At 64.4% G+C, this 14027-nt stretch carries 18 protein-coding genes; 11 read left to right on the top strand and 7 right to left on the bottom strand.

Going from position 1 to position 14027, the window contains the following annotated elements; all coding sequences use genetic code 11:
- Positions 1 to 38: 38 nt before the first annotated feature.
- Both ubiA and AC07S4_RS09020 read right to left on the bottom strand, forming a co-directional pair.
- Positions 39 to 893 carry a 4-hydroxybenzoate octaprenyltransferase gene (gene ubiA, locus AC07S4_RS09025; protein ID WP_494986315.1) on the bottom strand — a complete coding sequence of 285 codons (855 nt, stop codon included), beginning with the start codon at positions 891 to 893 and terminating at the stop codon, positions 39 to 41.
- A 78-nt stretch (positions 894 to 971) separates the two neighbouring features.
- Positions 972 to 1916 carry a hydrogen peroxide-inducible genes activator gene (locus AC07S4_RS09020; protein WP_494986314.1) on the bottom strand — a complete coding sequence of 315 codons (945 nt, stop codon included), beginning with the start codon at positions 1914 to 1916 and terminating at the stop codon, positions 972 to 974.
- A gap of 129 nt (positions 1917 to 2045) precedes the next feature.
- Between AC07S4_RS09020 and AC07S4_RS09015 the strand changes: the two genes are divergently transcribed.
- Both AC07S4_RS09015 and AC07S4_RS09010 read left to right on the top strand, forming a co-directional pair.
- Positions 2046 to 3236: a PilT/PilU family type 4a pilus ATPase gene (locus AC07S4_RS09015; protein ID WP_494986313.1), complete on the top strand. Its 1191-nt coding sequence runs from the start codon at positions 2046 to 2048 to the stop codon at positions 3234 to 3236.
- A gap of 11 nt (positions 3237 to 3247) precedes the next feature.
- Positions 3248 to 3730, top strand: coding sequence for an adenylyltransferase/cytidyltransferase family protein (locus AC07S4_RS09010; protein WP_494986312.1), 483 nt, complete (start codon positions 3248 to 3250; stop codon positions 3728 to 3730).
- A gap of 1 nt (position 3731) precedes the next feature.
- On the opposite strand, the gene AC07S4_RS09005 is transcribed toward AC07S4_RS09010, so the two are convergent.
- The 4 genes from AC07S4_RS09005 to AC07S4_RS08990 form a co-directional block, all read right to left on the bottom strand.
- Entirely contained in the window at positions 3732 to 4193 is a 462-nt protein-coding gene (locus AC07S4_RS09005; protein ID WP_494986311.1) for a DUF421 domain-containing protein, read from the bottom strand.
- A gap of 110 nt (positions 4194 to 4303) precedes the next feature.
- On the bottom strand, positions 4304 to 5140 hold the full coding sequence (locus tag AC07S4_RS09000; RefSeq protein WP_494986310.1) for a transposase: 837 nt from the start codon (positions 5138 to 5140) through the stop codon (positions 4304 to 4306).
- A gap of 58 nt (positions 5141 to 5198) precedes the next feature.
- Entirely contained in the window at positions 5199 to 5669 is a 471-nt protein-coding gene (gene trmL, locus AC07S4_RS08995; protein ID WP_161071623.1) for a tRNA (uridine(34)/cytosine(34)/5-carboxymethylaminomethyluridine(34)-2'-O)-methyltransferase TrmL, read from the bottom strand.
- Between the two features lie 34 nt (positions 5670 to 5703).
- Complete coding sequence (locus AC07S4_RS08990; protein WP_494986309.1) at positions 5704 to 6498, bottom strand: ComFC family protein; 795 nt, start codon at positions 6496 to 6498, stop codon at positions 5704 to 5706.
- Between the two features lie 58 nt (positions 6499 to 6556).
- On the opposite strand from AC07S4_RS08990, the gene AC07S4_RS08985 reads away from it, so the two are divergent.
- The 7 genes from AC07S4_RS08985 (at position 6557) to AC07S4_RS08955 (ending at position 12362) form a co-directional block, all read left to right on the top strand.
- Positions 6557 to 7489, top strand: coding sequence for a methyltransferase domain-containing protein (locus AC07S4_RS08985; protein WP_494986308.1), 933 nt, complete (start codon positions 6557 to 6559; stop codon positions 7487 to 7489).
- A gap of 258 nt (positions 7490 to 7747) precedes the next feature.
- Positions 7748 to 8971 (top strand): cytochrome c oxidase subunit II, encoded by a 1224-nt coding sequence (gene coxB / locus AC07S4_RS08980; protein ID WP_494986307.1) that lies wholly within the window; start codon positions 7748 to 7750, stop codon positions 8969 to 8971.
- Between the two features lie 16 nt (positions 8972 to 8987).
- Positions 8988 to 10604: a cytochrome c oxidase subunit I gene (gene ctaD, locus AC07S4_RS08975; RefSeq protein ID WP_494986306.1), complete on the top strand. Its 1617-nt coding sequence runs from the start codon at positions 8988 to 8990 to the stop codon at positions 10602 to 10604.
- Between the two features lie 2 nt (positions 10605 to 10606).
- Positions 10607 to 10714: a cytochrome oxidase small assembly protein gene (locus tag AC07S4_RS08970; protein WP_494986305.1), complete on the top strand. Its 108-nt coding sequence runs from the start codon at positions 10607 to 10609 to the stop codon at positions 10712 to 10714.
- 7 nt (positions 10715 to 10721) lie between these two features.
- Positions 10722 to 11264 (top strand): cytochrome c oxidase assembly protein, encoded by a 543-nt coding sequence (locus AC07S4_RS08965; RefSeq protein WP_161071618.1) that lies wholly within the window; start codon positions 10722 to 10724, stop codon positions 11262 to 11264.
- A 24-nt stretch (positions 11265 to 11288) separates the two neighbouring features.
- Positions 11289 to 11492, top strand: coding sequence for a DUF2970 domain-containing protein (locus AC07S4_RS08960; RefSeq protein ID WP_494986304.1), 204 nt, complete (start codon positions 11289 to 11291; stop codon positions 11490 to 11492).
- Between the two features lie 9 nt (positions 11493 to 11501).
- Positions 11502 to 12362 carry a cytochrome c oxidase subunit 3 gene (locus AC07S4_RS08955; RefSeq protein ID WP_494986303.1) on the top strand — a complete coding sequence of 287 codons (861 nt, stop codon included), beginning with the start codon at positions 11502 to 11504 and terminating at the stop codon, positions 12360 to 12362.
- Between the two features lie 92 nt (positions 12363 to 12454).
- On the opposite strand, the gene AC07S4_RS08950 is transcribed toward AC07S4_RS08955, so the two are convergent.
- A complete protein-coding gene (locus tag AC07S4_RS08950; protein WP_161071616.1) occupies positions 12455 to 12658 on the bottom strand; it encodes a twin transmembrane helix small protein in 204 nt (67 codons plus the stop codon).
- A gap of 36 nt (positions 12659 to 12694) precedes the next feature.
- Here AC07S4_RS08950 and AC07S4_RS08945 point away from each other — a divergent pair, with 36 nt between their 5' ends.
- Both AC07S4_RS08945 and AC07S4_RS08940 read left to right on the top strand, forming a co-directional pair.
- Positions 12695 to 13429: an SURF1 family protein gene (locus AC07S4_RS08945; RefSeq protein WP_494986455.1), complete on the top strand. Its 735-nt coding sequence runs from the start codon at positions 12695 to 12697 to the stop codon at positions 13427 to 13429.
- Positions 13413 to 14018, top strand: a complete 606-nt coding sequence (locus AC07S4_RS08940) for an SCO family protein (protein WP_494986302.1) — start codon at positions 13413 to 13415, stop codon at positions 14016 to 14018. Before AC07S4_RS08945 ends, AC07S4_RS08940 begins: the two co-directional genes overlap by 17 nt.
- Positions 14019 to 14027 lie beyond the last annotated feature (9 nt).

Here is a 14027-nt window from a genome sequence, read left to right as displayed (position 1 = left end):
TGCTTGGGTGGATAAGCTGGGTAAGCTGGGCGGCCGGCTCAGCGCAGCGCGTAATCCAGCGCCACGCCCGCAAACACGGCCGCTCCCAGCCAATTATTGTGCCGGAACGCGGCAAAGCAGGGCGCACGTTCGCGTCCGCGTATCAAGGTGTAGTGGTAGCAGGCGATGCCGGCCGCCACCGCCAGCCCCAGGTGGAAGGGCCAGCCCAGGCCGAATTGGCGGCCCGCCGCCAACAGCATGCCCAGGTTCACGGCGTAGCACAGCATGATGATGGCCACGTCGTAGCTGCCGAAGGTGATGGCCGAGGTCTTGATGCCGATTTTCAGGTCGTCGTCGCGGTCCACCATGGCGTATTCGGTGTCGTAGGCCACGGCCCAGAACACATTGGCCGCCAGCAGCCACCACGCCACCGCCGGCACCGCGCCCTGCACCGCCGCGAAGGACATCGGGATGCCGAAGCCGAAGGCGATGCCCAGGTAGGCCTGCGGAATGGCGAAGAAACGCTTGAAATAGGGATAGGTCGCGGCGATGACGACGGCGGCCACGCTGAGCTGCTTGGTCAGCGCGTTGAGCGGCAGTATCAGCAGGAAAGACAGCACGGCCAGCACGCCGGCCACGGCCAGCGCTTCCTTGCCGCTGATGCGGCCGCTGGTGATGGGGCGTTCGGCGGTGCGCTTGACGTGGCGGTCGAAATCCTGGTCGGCGTAGTCGTTGACGGCGCAGCCGGCCGAGCGCATCAGCAGGGTGCCCAGCGAGAAGATCACCAGCAGGCGCCAGTCCGGCACGCCGCCGCTGGCCAGCCACAGCGCGCTCAGCGTGGGCCACAGCAGCAGCACCGTGCCGATGGGTTTGTCGAGGCGCACCAGGCGGAAATAGAGCTGCAGCTTGTTCATCGCGTGTCAGGACCGGAAGACGGAAAAACGCGATTATATAGCTTTAGCCCGGCCCTTACCGTGGCCTTGGCCCGCCCCTCAGGCCGCCGGCTCGTCCTGGCACAGCGGGGTGATGCCGGGCAGCGCGCACTGGGCCACGGCGGCGCAGATGGCGTCGATGGCGGCCTTGCGCGTGAAACTTTTGCGCCACACCATGACCACGCGGCGCGAAGGTTCGGGCTGGTCGAAGGGGCGGAACTGCAGCATGCCGTCCTTGGCCGCCATGTCCGGCACCGAGGCGCGCGGCAGCACGGTCAGGCCGATGCCGCTGGCCACCATGTGGCGGATGGTCTCCAGCGAAGAGCCCTCGAAGGTGCGCTGCATGCCGTTGCCGGGCGAAGCGTAGCGCGCCATCTCCGGGCACACTTCCAGCACCTGGTCGCGGAAGCAATGGCCATTGCCCAGCAGGAGCATGGTTTCGGTTTTCAGATCCTCGGCCGGAATGCTGTTGCGCGCCGCCCACGCGTGCTGGCGCGGCATGGCCACCACGAAGGGCTCGTCGTACAGCGCCTGCAGCGCCATGCCGTGCTCGGGCAGCGGCAGCGCCATGATGGCCGCGTCCAGTTCGCCCTGGCGCAGCATCTCGAGCAGCTTGACGGTGAAGTTTTCCTGCAGGATGAGGGGCATCTGCGGCACATTGTCTATCATGGCCTTGACCAGCGGCGGCAGCAGATAGGGGCCGATGGTGTAGATCACGCCCAGGCGCAGCGGCCCGGCCAGCGGGTCCTTGTTCTGCTTGGCGAGTTCCTTGATGGCGGCGGTCTGCTCCAGCACGCGCTCGGCCTGGGCCACGATTTGCGCGCCCAGCGGGGTGACGGAGATTTCCGCGCCGCCGCGTTCAAACAGCACGACACCGAGCTCGTCTTCGAGCTTCTTGATGGCGACCGAGAGCGTGGGCTGGGCGACGTAACAGGCTTCGGCGGCGTGGCCGAAGTGTTTCGCTCGCGCAACAGCAACGATGTATTTCAGTTCGGTCAGTGTCATAAATGTATTTGAACACAGGCAATGGCTGGGCGCAATGCCGGAATCGGGACCGTTTGTCCAGCGCAAGAAAATACATTGTAGCGTAAGCGGATGGCTATAATTGCCCGACCACCCCATTGCGAGGCAAGCATGTCATCCACATTTGGCCATGAAGAAGCGCAGGCCTACATCCACAAGCTGCTCAAGGTGATGCACCAGACCGGCGGCTCGGACCTGTTCATCTCCGCCGACTTCCCGCCCAGCATCAAGTCGCAGGGCGCGATGAAGCCGCTGAGCCAGCAGCGGCTGACCGGCGAAGTCACGCGCGCGCTGGCCATGGCCATCATGAACGACAAGCAGCGCGCCGAATTCGCCGCCGAGATGGAATGCAATTTCGCCATTTCGCTGCCGGACGTGTGCCGTTTCCGCGTCAACGTGCTGATGCAGCAGCAAAACGTGGCCATGGTGATACGCACCATCGCCTCCGAGATCCCCAACTTTGAGAAGCTGGACCTGCCCGAGGTGCTGAAGGACGTCATCATGACCAAGCGCGGGCTGGTGCTGGTGGTGGGCGGCACTGGCTCGGGCAAATCGACCACGCTGGCGGCCATGATCGACTACCGCAACAGCAACTCGGCCGGCCACATCATTACGGTGGAAGACCCGGTGGAGTATGTACACAAGAACAAGGGCTGCCTGGTGACGCACCGCGAGGTGGGCGTGGACACGCACTCCTGGCACAACGCGCTGAAGAACACGCTGCGCCAGGCGCCGGACGTGATACTGATCGGCGAGATCCGCGACACCGAGACCATGGAGCACGCCATCGCCTTCGCCGAGACCGGCCATTTGTGCCTGGGCACGCTGCACGCGAACAACGCCAACCAGACCATGGACCGCATCATCAACTTCTTCCCGGAAGAGCGGCGCAACCAGCTGCTGATGGACTTGTCGTCGAACCTGAAGGCGATCGTATCGCAGCGGCTGGTGCGCACCGAGGACGGCAAGGGGCGCAAGGCGGCGATTGAAATTTTGCTCAACACGCCGACCATAGCCGAGATGATCTTCAAGGGCAATTTCCACGCCATCAAGGAAATCATGGCCAAGTCGCGCGAGCTGGGCATGTGCACCTTCGACCAGGCGCTGTACGAGCTTTATAATAAGGGCTATATCGCCTACGAAGAAGCGCTGCGCAACGCCGACTCGGCCAACGGGCTGCGGCTGCAGATCAAGCTGCGCGGCGACCGCAAGGAGCCGGGCGAGGGCGGCGCCAGCCGGCCGGTTGGCGAGCTGAGCATGCAGATCGACGCGGAAGAAGAAGACGCCGAGCCCGGCCATTAACCTGAGATCCTATGCCCCAATTTGAAGACAAGATTTGCAGCCGCGCCGAGCTGAGCGCGCGCGTGGCTGCGCTGCCCAAGCCGGTGGTGCTGACCAACGGCGTGTTCGACATCCTGCACCGCGGCCACGTCACCTATCTGGCGCAGGCGCGCGCGCTGGGCGGCTCGCTGGTGGTGGCGGCCAATACCGACGCGTCGGTGAAACGGCTGGGCAAGGGCGACGACCGGCCGCTGAACGCCTGCGGCGACCGCATGGCGGTGCTGGCCGCGCTGGAGTCGGTCAGCCTGGTGGTGCCGTTCGACGAAGACACGGCGCTGGAAGTGGTGCAGGAAGCGCGGCCCGGGATCTACGCCAAGGGCGGCGACTACGACATGGCGGCCATCCCCGAAGGCCGGGCGGTGCTCGCCTACGGCGGGCAGGCGGTGGCGATCGACTTCGAGCACGACCGCTCCACCACCAAGCTGCTGGCCAAGGTGCGCACCTTCGGCGGCTGAGTTACTTTTTCTTGAGGATGGTGATTTTGCCGTCGGCCTCGAGGAAGGCGCATTGCATGTCGCACAGCTCGCAGTCCTGCTCGCGCAGCGCCTGTTCCACGTCGCCTTCGGCGACGCGGTTTTTCCTGACCACCGCGTTGAAGACCTCGCCGTCGCGGCCCAGCAGCACCGGCGTGCCATCGATCAGGTCGGCCGCCTTGCGGCTGCGGGAGGTGAGGAAGGCGATGGCCATGTTCAGGCCGATCAGGGTGGCGGCGATCAGCAGGCCGGCGGGAATGGAGTTGTCGCCGCCTGACAGCGAGTTCGAGACCGACTCGCTGAGCAGCATGACGACCAGCAGATCGAAGGGCGTGAACTGCCCCACGGTGCGCTTGCCCGCCACCCGCACCATGAACAGCAGCACCGTGTAGATGATCGCCCCGCGCGCGACCAACTCCCACCAAGGCAACTCCATCTCGAACATAAAGCCTCCGCTCCGCGCGTGATAAATCCTTATACGACGAAGCGCTCAGCCATGCCAACACCGCAGACAGCCGGCCTGAGCCGCATTCGGGGTCAGACCCCGAATGCGGCTCAGCTTGTTTGGCGGGTGCGGGCGCGCAGCAGGCGCATCAGGCTGCGGGGCGAAATCTTGAGATGCCGGGCGATGGCGCGAATGGAGTAGGCGGAGGAGGCGTAGGCCTGGATGGCGGCTTCGATGGGGTCATGGAATTGGCTGAAAAAGTCGGCAATTGAATCAAGCAAGCCCGGATCGTTGATGCGGCACCGGCGGCCTGGCCTGGCTTTGCGCCGCAGCGGATGGGACTCGTCATGGGCTTGCTGCACGAACAGGCGATAGGCGGCTGCACGTTGCGCGGCATCTGCCTTGCCGAATTGCCCAAGCAAGAAGTTGAGCGTCAGCCATAACGGTACCGGCGCCAGGCCCAGCGCGCTGCGGTAACTGCTCCACGCCCAGTGCTCCGCCGCATCGACCAAGCCGGCCCGCACGGGATTGCGCACGACATATCGCGCCAGTTCCATCAAATGCACGTCGCGCTGTATCAGCTCGGCGTGGTAGCGACCCTGGGAGACATGCCCGGTCAGCTTGTGCTTGCGGTTGAAATATTGAAAGTATTTGCCATTCAGGTAGTGCATGCCCTCAGCGATATTGCCCAGCGGCGTCTCAATCACCACATGGTAGTGATTCGGCATCAGGCAATAGCAATGAATGATGAACTGGAAGCGCGCTACCGCTTCGCCCAGCATGCCGAGCCATGCCGCATAGTCGAAATCATCGGCATAGATGCGGGCGCGGCGATTGCCGCGCGAGGTGACATGGTAGAAGGCGCCGCATGCCTGGACGCGAGGTGGTCTGCTCATCCGGGCAATGTACGCGTTCCACGCGCGCCTGCATTGATCCGGAATAAACATCGAAGCGGCCTGAGCCGCATTCGGGGTCTGACCCCGAATGCGGCTCAGGCCGCTGGGCTTAGGCGCCGCCGGCGTAGCCGTGCTGGCGCCAGGCTTCGAACACGACCACGGCGACCGTGTTGGAGAGGTTGAGGCTGCGGTTGTCGGGACGCATGGGGAGGCGGATGCGCTGGCTTTCGGGGAAGCGGTTGCGCAGCGCGGGGTCGAGGCCGCGCGTTTCGGAGCCGAACACGAAGTAGTCGCCCGGCTGGAAGCGGCATTGCGCGAACGGCGATGAGCCGTGCGTGGTCATGGCGTACATGCGCGCCGGCTCGGGCTGCTCGCTGGCCAGGAAGTCGTCCCAGCTTTTGTGCACCTGCATATTGGCGTATTCGTGGTAGTCGAGCCCGGCCCGCTTCATCTTGCTGTCGTCCAGCGGGAAGCCGAGCGGTTCGATCAGGTGCAGCTGCACGCCGGTGTTGGCGCACAGCCGTATCACGTTGCCCGTGTTGGGCGGGATTTCGGGGCTGACTAATACGACGTGGAACACTGCTTTTTCTCCTGTTGCGTAGGTATTTCTAACTTTAATGCGGCGGCGTGCGCGCAAACACCAGGCAGGTGATGCGCGCCGCGCCATGCCGCTTGAGGGCGGCGGCCAGTTCGTCCAGCGTCTGGCCGCTGGTCATGACGTCGTCGACCAGGCCGATGTGGCGCCCTTCAACCAGCGCGCGGTCCGGCACCGCGAAGGCGTGCGCGATGTTGGCGCGCCGTTCGGACGGCTGCACCAGGCTTTGCGCCACCGTGTCGCGCGCCCGCTCGGCCAGCCGCGGCAGCACGTCGATGTCCAGCCGGCGCCCCAGCGCGCGGGCGATTTCCAGCGCCTGGTTGTAGCCGCGCGCGGCCAGCCTTTGCGGACCCAGCGGCACCGGGCATAGCACGGCGGGGCGGATGAAGCCGGGCTGGCTCAGCGCGGCTTCGGCCAGCACCCGTCCGAACAGCGCGGCCAGCGCCAGGCGGCCGCCGAATTTCAGTTGCAGCACCAGCTGGTCCTGCGGCATGGCGTAGTCGGCGCCCGCCACCGTGGCGTCGAACGCGGGCGGATGCGACAGGCAGCGCCCGCACACCGCGCCGCCGCCGTCCTGTCCGTCTTCCTGTCCGGCCCCCGGCAGCGGGTTGGCGCACACGCGGCAGCGCGCCCGCACGGCGCCGAATATCTGCGCATGGCAGGGCTGGCAGGTTTGCGTGCCGATGGCCGCCGTGCCGCCGCACAGCACGCAGGCGCCCGGCAGCAGGGCGTGCCCGGCGCGCGCCAGCAGGGCGGGCAGCCATGACAGGGCGCCCGGCCGCGTGGCGGCGGGCCTGGATTGGGCATTCGGCATCGCACTTTGCCTTAACCATGTAAACTGCGCCCATTATCTCACCCATCCGGTCATTACCATGCAAGTTCCCGCCAAGCCGCCCAAATTGAGCGCGCCCATCGATATCGAGCGCGTGCGCGCGCTGTTTTCCCGCCCGGAGCGCGTTGCGCCGTCCGATTTCCTGCGCCGCGAGGTTTCCTCGCGCATGCAGGACCGCCTGCAGCTGGTGAAGATCGTGCCGCAGCGGGTGCTGGACGCGGGCTGCGGCGAGGGGGCGGATTTGCCTATGTTGCAAAAAATGTATGCTGCCGCCCAGATCCTGGGCGTGGATGCTTCCGAGGCCATGGCGCGCGCGGCCAGCGCCGCCACCGGCCCGGCGCCGCGCGGCGGCCTGAATCAGCTGATCAGCAGGCTGCTGCCGTCGAAAACCGGGGTGGACCTGGCCTGCGCCGATTTCGCCGAGCTGCCGCTGGCGCTGCACAGCATGGATCTGGTCTGGTCCAATCTGGCGCTGCACTGGCATCCGCAGCCGGACCGCGTGTTCGCCGAGTGGCGCCGCGTGCTGCGGGTGGAGGGCTTGCTGATGTTTTCCTGCTTCGGCCCGGACACCTTCTCCGAGCTGCGCACCGCCTTCGCCGAGGTGGACCTGTTCCCGCACGCGCTGCCTTTCGTGGATATGCACGATTTCGGCGACCAGCTGGTGGAGGCGGGCTTTTCCACCCCGGTGCTGGACATGGAGAAGATCACCGTCACCTATGACACCCCCGAGGCCCTGCTGGCCGATGCCCGCGCCTGGGGCGGCAATCCGCTGGCCACGCGCCGCCGGGGCCTGCTGGGCCGCGCCGGCCATGCGGCCCTGCTGGCGGCCCTGGAGCGCCAGCGCCGCCCGGACGGCAAGCTGGGGCTGACCTTCGAGGTGCTGTACGGCCACGCGTTCCGCCCGGCGCCGCGCACCACCAGCCAGGGCGAGTCGATTATCCGCTTCGACCTGCCGCGCAAGGCCGCCAAATAGGCCGCCCCGGCCATAATACGGCTGGGCATATGTGGCAAATAAGGCCCAAGCACGCCGCTTTGGGCTTGCGTAACAGATAATTTCCTTGATGCCCCTAGGGGTGTTGACTATAATCCTTGACTAATTTTGCCATCATTTCGTCTTGTATAAGTAATACGGGTCGGGGGGTTTTAGGTGTTGTAGCGTACGGCGGCTATTCAGAACATCGGACGGCTGCCTTTAAAAATATTAATTATTTCTTGGGTGGTTGGGGAAAACATGAAACATGCAAAGCGATTTCAATCGTTGATGCTCGCGCTGTCGATGACAGCCGCCGCAGTCCCGTCCTGGGCGGCGGAGACGGCTGCAGCGGCTACTGAATACTCGAAGGCCACCGGCGGTACCGGCGGTCCCCTGGTCAACCAGCTGAACCTGCAGGCGCCCGCTACCGCCATCGCGGCGGACATCTACAGCCTGCACAACCTGATGATGATCATCTGCCTGGTGATCTTCGTCGCCGTGTTCGGCGTGATGTTCTACTCCATCCTCAAGCACCGCAAATCGCTGGGCCACAAATCGGCCTCCTTCCACGAGTCCACCGCGGTGGAAATCGCCTGGACCATCGTGCCTTTCCTGATCGTGATCGGCATGGCGCTGCCCGCCACCAAGACCGTGGTGGCCATGAAGGACACCTCCAACGCCGACATCACCATCAAGGCCACCGGCATGCAGTGGAAATGGGGCTATGACTACCTGAAGGGCGAGGGCGAGGGCATCACCTTCGTCTCCAACCTGTCCACCCCGCGCTCGCAAGTGGGCTCGCCGGGCGTGGCGCCGACCGAAAAGCGCGGCGACACCTATCTGATGGAAGTCGACAACGAAGTGGTGGTGCCGGTCAATAAGAAGATCCGCATCGTCACCACCGCCAACGACGTGATCCACGCCTGGACCATTCCGGCCTTCGGCGTGAAGCAGGACGCCATCCCCGGCTTCGTGCGCGACACCTGGTTCAAGGCGCAGCACACCGGCGTCTACCGCGGCACCTGCGTGGAACTGTGCGGCAAGGACCATGCGTTCATGCCTATCGTGGTGCGCGTGGTCACCGCCGAGGAGTACACCGCCTGGGCCGACAAGAAGAAAAAGGAACTGGCCGCGCTGGCCGACGATCCTACCAAGACCTGGACCATCGATGAACTGAAAACCAAGGGCGAGAAAGTGTACTCGGCCAACTGCGCGGTGTGCCACCAGGCCACCGGCAAGGGCGTACCGGGCGCGTTCGCCGCGCTGGACGGCTCGGCCGTCGTGAACGGCGAGAAGGCGGCGCAGATCCATGTGCTGCTGAACGGTCAGAAGTCGGGCAAGTTCCCTGCCGAAATGCCGGCATGGAAGCAGCTGTCGGACACCGACATTGCGGCTGTCATCACCTACACCCGCAACAGCTGGTCGAACAAGCCTGCTGAAAACATCGTTCAACCGGCCGAAGTCCTGGCTGCACGCAAGTAATTAGGAGCTGCACATTATGAGCACGACTGTCGATCACGCACACGATCACGCGCATGACCATGGCCACGACCACGGCCATGACCACGCCCACGACCACCCCACCGGCTTCCGCCGCTGGCTGTTCGCCACCAACCACAAGGATATCGGCACGCTGTACCTGTGGTTCTCCTTCACCATGCTGCTGTCCGGCGGCGTGCTGGCGCTGATGATACGCACCGAGCTGTTCCAGCCCGGCCTGCAGTTCTTCCAGCCTGAGTTCTTCAACCAGCTCACCACCATGCACGGCCTGGTGATGGTGTTCGGCGCCATCATGCCGGCCTTCGTGGGCTACGCCAACTGGATGATCCCGCTGCAGATCGGCGCGTCCGACATGGCCTTCGCGCGCATGAACAACTTCTCGTTCTGGCTGCTGCCGCCTGCGGCGCTGCTGCTGGCCGGCTCCTTCTTCGTGCCGGGCGGCGCCACCGCCGCCGGCTGGACGCTGTACGCGCCGCTGTCGACCCAGATGGGACCCGGCATGGACATGGGCATTTTCGCCATGCACATCATGGGCGCGTCCTCGATCATGGGCTCGATCAACATCATCGTCACCATCCTGAACATGCGCGCTCCCGGCATGACCCTGATGAAGATGCCGATGTTCTGCTGGACCTGGCTGATCACCGCCTACCTGCTGATCGCCGTGATGCCGGTTCTGGCCGGCGCCATCACCATGACGCTGACCGACCGCCACTTCGGCACCTCCTTCTTCAACGCCGCCGGCGGCGGCGACCCGGTCATGTACCAGCACATCTTCTGGTTCTTCGGCCACCCCGAGGTGTACATCATGATTCTGCCGGCTTTCGGCATCGTCTCGCAGATCATCCCGGCCTTCGCCCGCAAGACCCTGTTCGGCTACCACTCGATGGTGTACGCCACCGCGTCCATCGCCATCCTGTCCTTCATCGTCTGGGCGCACCACATGTTCACCACCGGCATGCCGGTGACCTCGCAGCTGTTCTTCATGTACGCCACCATGCTGATCGCGGTGCCGACCGGCGTGAAGGTGTTCAACTGGATCGCCACCATGTGGAAGGGTTCGATGACCTTTGAAACCCCGATGCTGTTCGCCGTGGGCTTCATCTTCGTGTTCACCATCGGCGGCTTCACCGGCCTGATCCTGGCTGTGACCCCGATCGACATCCAGCTGCAGGACACCTACTACGTGGTGGCGCACTTCCACTACGTGCTGGTGGCGGGCTCGCTGTTCGCGCTGTTCGCCGGCTTCTACTACTGGGGTCCGAAGTGGACCGGCCATATGTACAACGAGACCATGGGCAAGACCCACTTCTGGCTGTCGCTGGTCACGTTCAACATCACCTTCTTCCCGATGCACTTCCTGGGCCTGGCCGGCATGCCGCGCCGCTATGCGGACTACGCCGCGCAGTTCACCGACTTCAACGCGATCGCCACCATCGGCGCTTTCGGTTTCGGCCTGAGCCAGGTGTTCTTCCTGTTCTTCGTGGTGCTGCCGACCATCCGCGGCGGCAAGCCTGCGGGCGACAAGCCATGGGACGGCGCCGAAGGCCTGGAGTGGACCGTGCCGTCGCCGGCGCCGTTCCACACCTTTGAAACGCCGCCGCACGTGAAATAATCATGGCCGATCCTAAAAAACAGAGCAATCTGAGGCTGGCGCTGATACTGGGCTCGATCGCCCTGGTGTTCTTCGTGTCCGTGTTCGTCAAACGCAGCTGGCTGGGCTGAGATGAGCATGGGCAGCGTCAAGGCCGAGAACCTGCGCATGCTGCGCAAGCTGATCGTCATCGCGGTGATGATGTTCGGCTTCGGCTACCTGCTGATCCCGGTGTACAAGCATATTTGCGAAGTACTCGGGATTAATATGCTCACGCAGAAGGACGGCACGGTGGCGCTGGACCCGAAGAACACCCAGGTCGACAATAGCCGCCTGGTGACGGTGGAACTGGACAGCAATGCGCATGGCCCGTGGCGTTTCCGCGCCACCCAGCGCAGCATCCAGGTCCACCCGGGCGAGCTGGCCACGGTGGTGTACGAAGTGGTCAACACGCAGCCGCGCACGGTGAACGCGCAAGCGATACCGAGCTACGCGCCCAACAGCGTCACGCCGTACTTCAAGAAGGTGGAATGCTTCTGCTTCAAGCAGCAGACCATGAAGGCGAACGAGGCACGGCAGATGCCGGTGGTGTTCTTCATCGACCCGGCGCTGCCGAAGGACGTGAAGACCATCACGCTGTCGTACACCTTCTTCGAGATTGCAGGGCTGGCCTCCAACTAGGTTCCCAACTGAGGGGTGGCAAAGATGGAAGAGAAGAAGCAAACAGCTTCTTTCATGTATTCGATGAAAGCGGTGATCTGGTCGTTTTTCGGCCTGCGCAGGAAGAAAGATTTTGACCAGGACGGGGCCAAGCTGAATCCCTTCCACGTCATCCTCGCGGCCTTGATAGGCGTCGCGCTGTTCATCGGCTTGCTGATAACAATAGTGAAGTTCGTAGTTTCACAGTAATTTTAGGAGATGAAGATGAGTTCACATAACGCGGCACCGTACTACTTCGTGCCTGGTCCTTCCCGCTGGCCTATGCTGGCCGGCATTTCCCTGCTCATCACCATGATAGGCGCGTCGGCCTGGGTCAACGACGCCTCCTGGGGTTCCACCGTCAACATCGCCGGCATCCTGTGCACGCTGACGGTGCTGTACTTCTGGTTCGGCGACGCCATCAAGGAGTCCGAGGGCGGCTTGTACAGCAAGCGCATCGACCACTCCTACCGCTGGTCCATGGGCTGGTTCATCTTCTCGGAGGTGATGTTCTTCGGCGCCTTCTTCGGCGCGCTGTTCTACGCCCGCACCATTACCCTTCCTTGGCTGGGTGACCTGGACCATAAATTCATCTGGCCGGACTTCGCCGCGCAGTGGGGCAATACCCCGGCCGGCGTGGTGGAGTCGTTCACCGCCATGGGTCCGTTCCCCATCCCAACCATCAACACCGCGCTGCTGCTGCTGTCCGGCCTGACCTTGACCATCGCCCACCACGCGCTGATCGCGGGCAAGCGCGGCAAGACCGTGGGCTGGATGGCCGCCACCGTGGCGCTGGGCGCCGTGTTCATGTGCTTCCAGGTGTACGAGTACATGCACGCCTACAGCGAACTGAATCTGAAGCTGACCTCGGGCATCTACGGTTCCACCTTCTTCCTGCTGACCGGCTTCCACGGCTTCCACGTGACCATGGGCGCCATCATGCTGGCGGTGGTGATGTTCCGCGTCATGAAGGGCCACTTCACGCCTGAGCACCACTTCGGCTTCGAAGGCGCGGCCTGGTACTGGCACTTTGTGGACGTGGTGTGGCTGGGCCTGTACATCGTCGTCTACTGGTTGTAAGCGCTATAATCTGCGGCGACCGTGTTCGCCGCAATGAAAAGAGCCGTGCGCAGGTTGATCCGCGCACGGCTTTTTTCTTGGCCCCGCCAGTGCTAGCGGATGCCGGTCGGCTGGATGTAGCCCAGTTTGTTGGCCACCAGGATAATGATGAACAGCGCGATCGAGAAGCCCACGCGCATGGCGAGGGAACGCACCATGCGCTGGTCGTTCTTGCCCTTTTGGCGCATCATGTAGTACAAGGCCGAACCGAGGCTGGCTAGGATCAGAATGAAGGCAATCGCAACAAGGATTTTCATGGAATTGGCAGCGCCGCAGGTCGGAATGGAAGCTCCATTGTAATGGCCTTCCGCTTCAAATGGGTTCCCTTCGCCGCCACCGTGCTGGTGGTGGCGCTGGGCATATCGCTGGGCCGGTGGCAGGACCGCCGCGCGGCCGAGGCCAGCGCCGCCGACGCGCGCCTGCAGGCGGGCCAGGCGGGTGCGCCGCTGCTGCTGGGCGCGGCCGCCGTGCCGGCCGCCGGGGCGGCGGAGCTGGAATACCGGCGCGTGCGCGTGACCGGCCAGTTCGTGGCCGCCTGGCCGCTGTACCTGGACAACCGCCCGTCCGCCAAGGGCGTGGGCTTTTATCTGCTGATGCCTTTCCGCATCGCCGGCTCGGACCAGCACGTGCTGGTGGCGCGCGGCTGGCTGCCGCGCAATATGGCGGTGCGCGAACAGCTGCCGCCCTACGGCACGCCGGCCGGCGAGGTCACGCTGGAGGGCGTGGCGCGCCTGCATCCGGGCCATGTGATGCAGCTGGGGACGGCGCCCGCGCTCAAGCCCGGCGCCATCGTGCAGAACGCCACGGCGGCCGAGGTGGCCGCCGCCAGCGGCTTGCGCATGCAGCCTTTCATCATCGAACAGACCGCGCCCGCCGGTGCGCAGGACAGCGGACTGTCGCACGACTGGCCGGCGCCCGCTTCGCGCGTGGACAAGCATCGCGGCTATGCCTTCCAGTGGTATGCGCTGGCAGCCATGGCCGCTCTCTTTTTCGTCGTAACAGGATATAGACGTGGAAAACAAAACTGAACCGGGCCAGCCGCAGCGCAGCCGCGGACGCTGGAAGCTGCTGGCGGTGCTGGCCGTGTGCGCGGCGCCGCTGATTGCGTCCTACATCACTTACTACTTCATCAAGCCGGAAGGGCGCACCAACTACGGCGCGCTGATCGACCCGCGCCAGCATCCGATACCGGCCATGGCCAGCGCCACGCTGGACGGCAAGCCGGCCGGGCTGGACGCCTACAAGGGCAAGTGGATCATGCTGAAGGTGGGCGGCTCGGACTGCCAGCAGGCCTGCCAGGACCAGCTGTTCGCCATGCGCCAGCTGCGCACTATGCAGGGCAAGGAGATGGAGCGCATCGAGCGCGTGTGGCTGATCACCGACGACCAGCCGCTGGAGACCATACTGCTGCGCGTGAACGACGGCACCCGCATGCTGCGCGCGCCGGCCGAGGCGGTGGCCAAGTGGCTGCCGGTGGAGCAGGGCGGCCAGGCCGCCGAGCACATCTACCTGATCGACCCGCTGGGCAACCTGATGATGCGCTTCCCGAAACAGCCCGACCCGAGCAAGGTGAAGAAGGACATCGCCAAGCTGCTCAAGGCTTCGGCCATAGGCTGAGGGGACGCC

Source organism: Pseudoduganella sp. GW821-FHT05F09 (assembly GCF_059419605.1).
This window is presented reverse-complemented; position numbering and strand designations above follow the sequence as displayed.

Excerpts from the sequence above, each read along its gene's own strand:
- AC07S4_RS09005 (WP_494986311.1), bottom strand. The coding sequence starts at position 4,193 with ATGTTCGAGATGGAGTTGCCTTGGTGGGAGTTGGTCGCGCGCGGGGCG.
- AC07S4_RS09015 (WP_494986313.1), top strand. The coding sequence starts at position 2,046 with ATGTCATCCACATTTGGCCATGAAGAAGCGCAGGCCTACATCCACAAG.
- AC07S4_RS08965 (WP_161071618.1), top strand. The coding sequence starts at position 10,722 with ATGGGCAGCGTCAAGGCCGAGAACCTGCGCATGCTGCGCAAGCTGATC.
- coxB (WP_494986307.1), top strand. The coding sequence starts at position 7,748 with ATGAAACATGCAAAGCGATTTCAATCGTTGATGCTCGCGCTGTCGATG.
- ubiA (WP_494986315.1), bottom strand. The coding sequence starts at position 893 with ATGAACAAGCTGCAGCTCTATTTCCGCCTGGTGCGCCTCGACAAACCC.
- AC07S4_RS08970 (WP_494986305.1), top strand. The coding sequence starts at position 10,607 with ATGGCCGATCCTAAAAAACAGAGCAATCTGAGGCTGGCGCTGATACTG.
- AC07S4_RS08950 (WP_161071616.1), bottom strand. The coding sequence starts at position 12,658 with ATGAAAATCCTTGTTGCGATTGCCTTCATTCTGATCCTAGCCAGCCTC.
- AC07S4_RS08960 (WP_494986304.1), top strand. The coding sequence starts at position 11,289 with ATGGAAGAGAAGAAGCAAACAGCTTCTTTCATGTATTCGATGAAAGCG.
- AC07S4_RS08985 (WP_494986308.1), top strand. The coding sequence starts at position 6,557 with ATGCAAGTTCCCGCCAAGCCGCCCAAATTGAGCGCGCCCATCGATATC.
- AC07S4_RS08990 (WP_494986309.1), bottom strand. The coding sequence starts at position 6,498 with ATGCCGAATGCCCAATCCAGGCCCGCCGCCACGCGGCCGGGCGCCCTG.
- AC07S4_RS09010 (WP_494986312.1), top strand. The coding sequence starts at position 3,248 with ATGCCCCAATTTGAAGACAAGATTTGCAGCCGCGCCGAGCTGAGCGCG.
- AC07S4_RS09000 (WP_494986310.1), bottom strand. The coding sequence starts at position 5,140 with ATGTTTATTCCGGATCAATGCAGGCGCGCGTGGAACGCGTACATTGCC.
- AC07S4_RS08955 (WP_494986303.1), top strand. The coding sequence starts at position 11,502 with ATGAAGATGAGTTCACATAACGCGGCACCGTACTACTTCGTGCCTGGT.
- ctaD (WP_494986306.1), top strand. The coding sequence starts at position 8,988 with ATGAGCACGACTGTCGATCACGCACACGATCACGCGCATGACCATGGC.
- AC07S4_RS09020 (WP_494986314.1), bottom strand. The coding sequence starts at position 1,916 with ATGACACTGACCGAACTGAAATACATCGTTGCTGTTGCGCGAGCGAAA.